General features: G+C 71.4%; 9 protein-coding genes. 7 read left to right on the top strand and 2 right to left on the bottom strand.

The genetic code is table 11. The features are described 5' to 3' along the window. Window positions 1-105 precede the first annotated feature (105 nt). Window positions 106-2,388 carry a carbon starvation CstA family protein gene (locus ACHFGS_RS01480; protein WP_394289080.1) on the bottom strand — a complete coding sequence of 761 codons (2,283 nt, stop codon included), beginning with the start codon at window positions 2,386-2,388 and terminating at the stop codon, window positions 106-108. Between the two features lie 202 nt (window positions 2,389-2,590). Between ACHFGS_RS01480 and ACHFGS_RS01485 the strand changes: the two genes are divergently transcribed. Both ACHFGS_RS01485 and ACHFGS_RS01490 read left to right on the top strand, forming a co-directional pair. Next, the gene (locus ACHFGS_RS01485; RefSeq protein WP_394280123.1) at window positions 2,591-2,929 is read left to right on the top strand and encodes a GNAT family N-acetyltransferase; all 339 of its coding nucleotides are present in this window, start codon (window positions 2,591-2,593) and stop codon (window positions 2,927-2,929) included. Beyond that, window positions 2,926-3,897, top strand: coding sequence for a pirin family protein (locus ACHFGS_RS01490; protein WP_394280124.1), 972 nt, complete (start codon window positions 2,926-2,928; stop codon window positions 3,895-3,897). Before ACHFGS_RS01485 ends, ACHFGS_RS01490 begins: the two co-directional genes overlap by 4 nt. Here the strand turns inward: ACHFGS_RS01490 and ACHFGS_RS01495 are convergent. After that, window positions 3,876-4,289: a twin-arginine translocase TatA/TatE family subunit gene (locus ACHFGS_RS01495; RefSeq protein ID WP_394280125.1), complete on the bottom strand. Its 414-nt coding sequence runs from the start codon at window positions 4,287-4,289 to the stop codon at window positions 3,876-3,878. The two genes, ACHFGS_RS01490 and ACHFGS_RS01495, sit on opposite strands and share 22 nt — an antisense overlap. Before the next feature lie 168 nt (window positions 4,290-4,457). Here ACHFGS_RS01495 and ACHFGS_RS01500 point away from each other — a divergent pair, with 168 nt between their 5' ends. The 5 genes from ACHFGS_RS01500 (at window position 4,458) to ACHFGS_RS01520 (ending at window position 9,134) form a co-directional block, all read left to right on the top strand. Continuing rightward, window positions 4,458-4,997 (top strand): ECF transporter S component, encoded by a 540-nt coding sequence (locus tag ACHFGS_RS01500; RefSeq protein ID WP_283715416.1) that lies wholly within the window; start codon window positions 4,458-4,460, stop codon window positions 4,995-4,997. 68 nt (window positions 4,998-5,065) lie between these two features. Further along, window positions 5,066-6,898 (top strand): ABC transporter ATP-binding protein, encoded by a 1,833-nt coding sequence (locus ACHFGS_RS01505; RefSeq protein WP_394280126.1) that lies wholly within the window; start codon window positions 5,066-5,068, stop codon window positions 6,896-6,898. Then, the gene (locus ACHFGS_RS01510) at window positions 6,895-7,701 is read left to right on the top strand and encodes an energy-coupling factor transporter transmembrane component T (RefSeq protein ID WP_394280127.1); all 807 of its coding nucleotides are present in this window, start codon (window positions 6,895-6,897) and stop codon (window positions 7,699-7,701) included. The genes ACHFGS_RS01505 and ACHFGS_RS01510 overlap by 4 nt, the downstream gene beginning before the upstream one ends. A gap of 28 nt (window positions 7,702-7,729) precedes the next feature. Next, window positions 7,730-8,584 (top strand): siderophore-interacting protein, encoded by an 855-nt coding sequence (locus ACHFGS_RS01515; protein WP_394280128.1) that lies wholly within the window; start codon window positions 7,730-7,732, stop codon window positions 8,582-8,584. Window position 8,585: 1 nt separating this feature from the next. Continuing rightward, a complete protein-coding gene (locus tag ACHFGS_RS01520; RefSeq protein ID WP_394280129.1) occupies window positions 8,586-9,134 on the top strand; it encodes an ECF transporter S component in 549 nt (182 codons plus the stop codon). Window positions 9,135-9,437 lie beyond the last annotated feature (303 nt).

Below are 9,437 nucleotides of genomic sequence, written 5' to 3' on the forward strand. Positions count from 1 at the left end.
ACGTCCTCCCCGTTCACGCCGCGCACCCACCACCGGACCGCGCCCCAGGCGCGGGCCAGCGGCGCGGCGGAGGCGCTCCGGGAGGCGCCGACGTCGGAGGTCACGTCAATGCCCCCGGACCGGCTGCTTCTCCGCCGGCAGCGCGTCCCACTGCGCCTGGATCTCCTTCTCCTCCGCCGTGGCGATCAGGCCGGACGGGGCGAAGCGCCGCGAGGGCACGTACGGGTCCTGGTGGTCGACGACCTCCGTGGTGCGGAACGCGCGGATGGCGGCCAGGACCGAGGTGGTGATGACGATCAGCGCCAGCACGAGGAAGACGATCGAGAGGGTGCCCTGCACGAAGGTGTTGCGCACCACGGCCTCCATGGCCTCGGGGGTCTTCGCCGCCTTGAAGCTCGTCTGACCGGCGGCCAGCGCGTCCTTGAACGCGGTGTGCTGGGCCCAGTAGCCCACCGCGGGCACCGGGGAGAAGATCTTGTGGAAGCTGGCCACCGTGGTCACCACGGTGATGAACGCCAGCGGCAGCGCCACGATCCACAGGCCCCGGAAGTCCCGGCGGCGCGCGACGATCGTCAGGACGACGGCGAGCGCGATCGCCGCGAGCAGCTGGTTGGCGATGCCGAACAGCGGGAAGAACGTGTTGATGCCGCCGAGCGGGTCGGTCACGCCGAGGATGAGGATCGCTCCCCAGCCGGCGACCATGACCGCCGTCGTGATCCAGACGCCCGGACGCCACGAGACGTCACGGAACTTGGGGACCCACGCACCGATCGAGTCCTGCAGCATGAAGCGCGCGACACGGGTGCCGGCGTCGACGGCGGTGAGGATGAACAGCGCCTCGAACATGATGGCGAAGTGGTACCAGAACGCCATCATCGCGGGGCCGCCGAGGGCCTGTTGCATGATGTGGGCGAGGCCGAGCGCAAGGGTCGGGGCACCACCGGTGCGGGAGACCACCGACTCCTCACCGACGGCCGCGGCCGTGCTGGTGAGCATCTCGGGGGTCAGGTTCACCCCGGCGATCCCGAGCGAGTTCACGAAGGCGACGGCTCCCTCGACGGTGCCTTGAGTGGCCGCAGCCGATGCGTTCATCGCGTAGTAGATGCCCTGGTCGATCGAGATCGCGGCGACGAGCGCCATGATCGCGACGAAGGACTCCATGATCATGCCGCCGTACCCGATGAAGCGGGTCTGACGCTCCTTCTCGACGAGCTTGGGCGTCGTGCCCGAGGAGATCAGTGCGTGGAAGCCCGACAGCGCTCCACACGCGATCGTCACGAACAGGAAGGGGAACAGTGGACCGGCGAACACCGGCCCGGTGCCTTCGAGGGCGAACTCGGTGACGGCGGGGACGGTGATCTCGGGCCGGACCAGCACGATCGCCCCGGCGAGCATGACGATGACGCCGATCTTCATGAAGGTCGACAGGTAGTCGCGGGGCGCGAGCAGCAGCCAGACGGGGAGGACCGCGGCGATGAAGCCGTAGATGATGATGCCCCACGCGATGACGGTGCGGTCGAGGTGGAGGAACTCCTGGCCCCACGCGGTCTCGGCGACCCAGCCGCCGGCGACGATCGCGGCGATGAGCAGGATGAAGCCGATGATCGAGACCTCGGTGACCTTGCCGGGACGGAGATAGCGCAGGTACAGGCCCATGAACAGGGCGATCGGGATCGTCATCGAGACGGAGAAGACACCCCACGGGCTCTCACCGAGCGCGTTGACGACGACCAGCGCGAGGATCGCGACGATGATCAGCATGATCAGCAGCGACGCGATGATCGCTGCCGTGCCACCGATCTTGCCGAGCTCCTGACGCGCCATCTGGCCGATGGTGCGGCCACCGCGCCGCATCGAGAAGAAGAGGACGGTGTAGTCCTGGACGGCACCGGCGAGCACGACGCCGACGATGATCCAGATCGTGCCGGGCAGGAAGCCCATCTGCGCGGCGAGCACGGGGCCGACGAGCGGGCCGGCGCCGGCGATGGCGGCGAAGTGGTGCCCGTAGAGCACGCGGCGGTCGGTGGGGACGTAGTCCTTGCCGTCCTGCTTGACCTCGGCCGGGGTGGCGCGGCGGTCGTCGGGACGGAGCAGGTACTTCTCGACGACCTTGGAGTAGAACCGATAGGCGATGAGGTACGTCGCCACAGCGGCGAACACGAACCAGATCGCGTTGACGGTCTCGCCGCGGACGATGGCGAGCATCGTCCAGCCGAGTCCGCCGATGAGGCCGATGGCCACCCAGAGGATGATCTTCATCGGGGTCCAGCGGCCGTCCTTGACCTTCTGTTCCTCGGTGAGGGCGACGGGGGGAAGCGACGGATCCGGTCGGACTCCGGCATCCGGGTCGAGCGTGGTGTCCTTGCCACGGCGCGACGGTGCAGACATGGTGACTCCTTCATGCGCGTCTTTGCGTGCGCCTCAGCGTAGGAAGACGGATGCCGCGCGGTCCGCGCCGCCGCGCCCGCGATGCGCCGAGCGGCGTCGCCGCTGCGACGAACGGCATCCGCTCCGGGTGGGGAGGAGAGACTCTGGCGTGGCGCGCGGGCGGGACTCTAGGTTGGGAGGCACGCGAGAGAGGGGCACCACCGTGACCGAAACACCCACCCGGGTTGTGCGCAACGACGAGCGGAACCGTTACGAGATCCTCATTGACGACACGGTCGCCGGCTTCACCGTGATCGAACCGGACGAGCAGGGCCGGACGGTCCTGCCCCACACCCGGATCGACCCGGCCTACAGCGGCCGAGGGCTCGGCGAGTCCCTGGTCGGGGAGGCGCTCGCCGACCTGGCCGAACGCGGCGACACGGTCGTGCCGGTCTGCCCCTTCGTCGTGAAGTACGTGCGGAACAATGAGGTTCCGGGTCTCGAGGTGTCGTGGCGGCCCACCGCCGACGACGCCGGCAGCGAGGCTGCAGAGCCGGAATGACGCGGCTCGATCTCGACCCGACCGAGACCCGCGAGGCGCCCGCATCGTGCGATGGACCACGGTCGTTGCTCCTTGAGGCGCGGGAAGTGCCGCTCGGGGGCGTGCGCGGCATGACGGTGCACCGTTCGCTGCCGCAGCGCCAACTGCCGATGATCGGCGCGTGGTGCTTCCTCGACCGGTTCGGCCCGCAGGTGACGACCATGCGCGTGGAGCCGCACCCGCACATCGGTCTGCAGACGGTCACATGGCCGTTCACGGGCCAGACCCGTCACCGCGACGCGCTCGGCTCTGATGTCGTCATCAAGCGCGGCGAGCTGAACATCATGACCAGCGGAGCCGGGATCTCCCACTCCGAGTACTCCGTCGGCGACGGTCCGGTCGCCACCGATGCGCTGCAGCTCTGGGTGGCGCTCCCCGAGTCCCGTCGCCATGGTGAGCGCGACTTCGAACGGCACACCAACCTCCCGATCGCGGAGTTCGAGGGTGGCGCGGCCGCCGTGGTCGTGGTCGGCGAGCTCGCCGGCATCCGCTCTCCCGCCACCGTCTACACGCCCATCGTCGGCGCCGAGGTGTTCCTCCCCGCGGGCACCCGCATCACCCTGCCGCTCGAGCCGGGATGGGAGCACGCCGTCGTGGGCGTCGACGGCGAGCCGCTCGTCTTCGCCGACACCGACCCGACCGCCGTTCCCGTCAACGGTCTGCTCTATCTGGGCCTCGGCCGCACCGGGATCGAGCTCGAATCGGCGACGGATGCCACGGTGTTCCTGCTCGGCGGCGAACCGTTCGAGAGCGACATCGTCATGTGGTGGAACTTCGTCGGCCGCAACCACGACGAGATCGTCGCGGCGCGGGACGCCTGGGAGGCGGGATCGGAGCGCTTCGGGCACGTCGTCGGCCATGGCGATGAGCGCATACCGGCGCCGCCCCTGCCGACCGTCCGACTCACTCAGCGACGACGGCGGAGCTGAGAGCGGCGTCGACCGGCGACCGACCCGCGGATGCCGGATCGAACAGGCGGCGCGGATGCCCCGAGCTGCCGGTGACCCGGGTCGACCGCGCGCGGGGAGCCGCGGGGGGGATTCGCGACCTCCTCACCCGGCTCCGGCGCAGCCGAATCGGGCACGAGAGCCTCGCGGACGATGCGCCGCGGGTCGTACTGCCGCGGGTCGAGGGAGCGCCAGTCGTCGGCAGTGAGACCGACCTCGGTCTCGGCGCGTGCCCGCGCGGCATCCACGATGCTGCGGAGCGCACGGATCAGCTCGCCGAGACGCTGCGCGAGCGCAGGGAGCCGGCTCGGGCCGATGATCATCGCCGCCAGGAACGCCACGAGGACGAGCTTCTCGACGCTGAGCCCGAACATCAGGCGGCCGCCCTTCGCCGGTCATGCAGCCAGGCGATCGCGATGGCGGCGGCGAACAGCGCACTCATCGGAATCTCTGCGGCATCCATGCGTCGCCTATGACGGATGCCGATCCTTTTGCACGGCCCGCCCCGATCCCGGCGTTCCGCGCGCCGATACGCTGGAAACGTGGCCCGGACCCTCTCGACGCGTGTGCTCCTCGTCTGCGCCGCGATCGGTGTGGCGACGGGAATCCTCGGCGGGATTGCGGGCCTGCTGACTCCGGTCGTCCTCGTCGCCGCGCCGTTCGCCTACGGGCTCGTCCTCGGCTCGCACGTCCTGCCCGGGATCATCGCGCAGCAGGTCTTCCGGCTGCCGCTGGTCGCGCTCACGACCCACCTGCTCGCCGCTCTCGTCGCCACCGCCGCCAACCCGGCCTGGATCGGTCGCTTCATCGGGACCGCCCTCCTGTTCGGCGCGATCCAGGAGGGCATCGCCGCGCTGACCCGGTACCGCGCGTGGGGCGCGTGGCGGTTCCTGCTCTCCGGCGCGATCGTGGGCGTCGTGGTCGCCGTCGTCGTCTTCTTCGTCGCCGACCTGGCGACGCTGCCCCCGTGGGCGCAGATCACCTACCTCGCCATCTCGGTGCTCGGCCCCGTCGCCTGGACGGCGGCAGGGCTCGCCGTCGGCGAACAGCTGCGCCGCGCCGGCGTCGCCCGCCGGGTCTGACACACGGTTGGCCCTCAAGTTAGGGCAGGCTAACCTGGAGGGACAGCTTCCCTCGGTTTGGACCCTCCGTGACCTCTGCCGCTCCCGGCAACGCCGCGGCCGAGGCGCCGCGCGACCGCCCGACGCCCCCGCCGCTGCTGCGCGTGCGCGACCTCGCGGTCACACACGAAGGCGAAGACGCCGCGACCCCGGCATCCGTGACCTTCGAAGTCGCACCGGGCGAGGTCGTCCTCGTGCTCGGGCCGAGCGGATCAGGCAAGTCGACCCTCGCGCTCGCGCTGAACGGACTCATCCCCCACGCCGTTCCCGCCCGACTCACCGGCTCGGTGCTCGTCCACGGGACGGACACCACCGCGGCATCCGTCGCCTCACTCGCGCGCCACGTCGGCATGGTCTTCCAGGACCCTGATGCGCAGCTGATCACGGGAACCCTCCGCGACGACGTGGCGTTCGGCCCCGAGAACCTCCTGCTGCCGGTCGACGAGGTCCTCGGGCGCACCGAGCGGGCACTCCGCCAGGTCGGTCTGTGGGAGCGGCGCGACGAGAACCCCGACCGCCTGTCGGGCGGCGGCAAACAGCGGCTCGCGATCGCGTCGGCGCTGGCCATGGGGTCCGACCTGCTCGTCCTCGACGAGCCGACCGCCAATCTCGACCCCGCCGGCATCGACGACGTGTACGACGCCCTCCGCACCGTCGTGGCCGACGGCCGCTCGATCCTGCTCGTCGAGCACAATCTCGACGCGGCGGTGCAGCTCACCGACCGGGTCGTGGTGCTCGACGCCGACGGCCGGACGGTCGCCGTCGGCGGTGTCGACGCCGTCCTGCGGGACCACGCCGAGGAGTTGCACGACCTCGGCGTGTGGCTGCCGGTGTCGACGATGGCGGCGCTGTCGCTGCGGCGAGCCGGCTGGTCGTTCGAACGGATGCCGCTGACCCCGGCCGAACTGCGCGACGCACTCGAGGCCGCTGAGGCTCCGGCGGGGTGGGCACCGGGCGGCGGCGTACCGAATGCAGGTGGAACGGGCGCATCCGGCGTCGACGGCGCCGAAAACGCGGCTTTCTCCCTGCATTCGGCACAGCTCACGCACGAGACCACTGCCGCGCCCGTCATCGACGTGCGGGGCCTCACCCTGCAGAGGGGCCGCCGGCCGGTGCTGCACGACGTGGCCCTGCAGGTCGGTGCCGGAGAGTTCGTCGCCGTCGTCGGGGCGAACGGCGCCGGCAAGACGAGCCTCGTCCAGGCGATCGCGGGCGTGATCCCGCCGCCGCGCGGCACCGTCTCCGTGGACGGCGCCGACCCCGCCCGCACGGCGCTGCGCGACCTGTCTCGCCGCATCGGCTTCGTGTTCCAGAACCCCGAGCACCAGTTCATCTCGCCCACGGTGTTCGACGAGCTCGCGCACGGTCTCCGCGGCCGGGGGCTCCCCGCCGACGAGGTGCGGGCGCGCACCATGGCGATGCTCGAGCGCTTCGGCCTCGCGGGCAAAGCGGACGTGCACCCGTTCCTGCTCTCGGGCGGCCAGAAGCGGCGCCTCTCGGTCGGCACCGCGCTCATCGGCGGCGCGCCGATCCTCGCGCTCGACGAGCCGACGTTCGGGCAGGACCGTGCTCGCGCCGACGAGCTGCTCCGCCTGCTGCGCGAGCTGAACGAGGCCGGGACGACCGTCCTCGTCGTCACCCACGACATGCAGCTGGTCGCCGAGTACGCCCGCCGCACGATCGTCGTCGGTGACGGTCGGATCGTGGCGGATGCCGCCACCGCCGAGGTCTTCGCCGACGAGGCGCTGCTGCGCGCACAGGGCCTCCGCGTCCCGCCGCTGCGCGCAGCGCTGTCGGGCGTGACGCGGCATCCGCGGTTCGCGACGGTGACCGCGCTCTCGGAACTGGACCCGGACGCATGAGCGCGGTCGTCGATCCTTACGCCGCAGCCGCGCCGTCGCGGCGGCTGCTCGTCGGGCTGAGCCCGCTCGCGAAGCTCGCCGGTCCCGTGCCCGCGATGCTCGTGCTGGTGTTCACCCGCGACATCGTCACGCCGCTCGTGTTCGTCGGGCTCGCGTATCTGCTGCTGCTCGTGGGCGCGCCTCTCACCCGGAAGGTCGGACTCCTCCTCGGCCTCGCGCTGCCGCTCGGCGCGGTCGTCGTCGGGCTGGGTCTCTCGCTGTGGGTCGATCCAACACGGGTCGACGGCACGCCAGCGCTCCTCACCATCGGGGCGTGGACACTGCACCTCGGTGCGCTGGAGATCGGCCTGGCGACCGGTGTGCGCGTCGCGGCGATCCTCGCGCTCGGTCTCATCGCGGGGCTCACCACGACGGGAGCGGAGCTCGTGCGCGCGAGCGTGCAGCAGCTGCGCGTGCCGTACCGCATCGGGTACACCGCGCTCGCGGCGTTCCGGTTCGTGCCGCGGTTCGCGTACGAGCTCGAGGTGATCCGCCAGGCACACCGCGTGCGCGGCGCGCACGGCGGCCGCGGCCCGTTCGCCGCGATCGCCCGCTGGTGGGGGTACGTCGTGCCGCTCCTCGCCGGCGCGATCCGCCACGCTGAGCGCGTCGCGCTCGCGATGGATTCCCGCGCCTTCGGCGCCCATCCGGCTCGCACGGAGCGCACGGTCGTGCCGTGGCGCCGGCGCGACACCATCTTCGTCGCCGTGTGCTGGGCCGCATCCGCGGCGATCCTCATCGCGCTCTTCCCCTGGACTCCCTGATCCTCCGCCCTGCGACAGAAGGATGCCGATGGCCCGCGCCAGCGCTCTCGTGAAGCCCGAGGTGCAGGAACTCCTGCACCTGACCGTCCTGCGCACCGAGCGACTCGCGCCGCACTGGATGCGCGTGACCCTCGGTGCCGGGGACATCGACCGATTCGTCTACCTCGGCTACGACCAGTGGTTCCGCATCTTCCTGCCCGTCGCGGGCGAAGCGGGCCTGGACCGCATCCCCGCGAAGGCGAACAAGCTGTTCGGCTACCTGAAGTTCCTGCGGATCCCCGACGGGATGCGCCCCGCGATGCGCAGCTACACCGTGCGCGCGTACCGCCCGGCATCCGAGGGTCACGGAGCCGAACTCGACGTCGACTTCGTCCTCCACGGCAGCGGCGAGCACGCGGGCCCCGCCTCGAACTGGGCGAAGTCGGCGCAGCCGGGCGAGAGCGTCGTCATCATCGACGAAGGGCTCGGGTTCAACCCCGACCGCGGGGTGGACGAGGTCGTTCTCGTCGCCGATGAGACCGGCGCCCCCGCCGTCGCCGGCATCTGCGCGTCACTGCCCGCGACCGCCACCGGCGTCGCGCTCATCGAGGCCCCGAGCGCCGACGACGTGCTCCCGTTCGACGCGCCCGCCGGGGTCGAGGTCCGCTGGCTCGTTCGCGAAGCGGATGCCGCGCCCGGCAGCACCGCCCTCGCCGCGCTCGAGCGGCTCGAGGTGGCATCCGGTGCGCACCACTTCATCGTCGGCGAGCAGTCGCTGCCGACGTCTGCGCGGCGCCACCTCGTCGCGAACGGCGTCGAGAAGTCGGCGATCAGCTTCATCGGCTACTGGCGCCTCGATCGCACCGCCACCGGCGCGCGCGCGACCACGGATGCGGGGCACTGACATGGGCAAGGTCACCACCGCCTACCTGCTGACGTGCGCCGCGATCGGCGTGGCGGGAGCCCTGCTGCTCGGCGGCGCCTGGGCGATCTCGCTCGCCCTCTTCGCGGCCGTCCCGTTCGCCTCGGTCGCCATCGCCGGCATCTGGGTGCTGCCCGCGGTCATCGCACTGCGGCTGCTGAACCGTCCATTCGCGGGGCTTCTCGTGGGGCTGCTGTCGGGGCTCGCGCTGTCGCCGTTCTACACGATCTCGGCGGTCGCGACGACGCTGTTCTGGTCACTGATCCCGGAGCTCCCGTTCCTCGCGACGCTGTACCGCCGGTGGTCGACGTGGCTGCACTACGCGGGCGCCGTCGCGATCGGCATCGCCTACCCGCTGCTCGCGGCGCAGTCGTTCGACCTGTGGTCGATGACGCCGCCGCTCGTGGTCGCCTTCGTCGCGCTGTGCACGGCGAGCTGCGTCGGCGCCACCTGGCTCGGCATCGTCGTCGCCGACCGTCTGCGCGCGGCCGGCGTCGCCCGCCTGGCACGCCACCGCGCTCCCGCCGCCTGACGCAGCGCCTCTCGGGGCGGGATGCCGCTGCACCGGCATCCCCTCCCGCTTCAGGTGGCAGAACACGCCGCAACCCACCCCACGAAGCGACCACACCTGCCACCTGAACCCGCGGCGCGGCATCCCGGCCGCCTCCAAGTGGCAGGACACGCCGCAACCCACCCGGCGGTTTCAGAGTCCTAGCGCAACACCTCGTCGAGGAGGTTCGTTGTGTCGAGGAAGATTCCGTGGGCGACGCGGGCGGGCGCGGTTCGAGGGCTGATCGCGGGTCGTTCTGCGATCGAGTTCGCGCCGACTCTGGGT

The sequence above is a fragment of the Microbacterium sp. genome (assembly GCF_043427715.1).
Classification (GTDB): Bacteria; Actinomycetota; Actinomycetes; order Actinomycetales; family Microbacteriaceae; genus Microbacterium.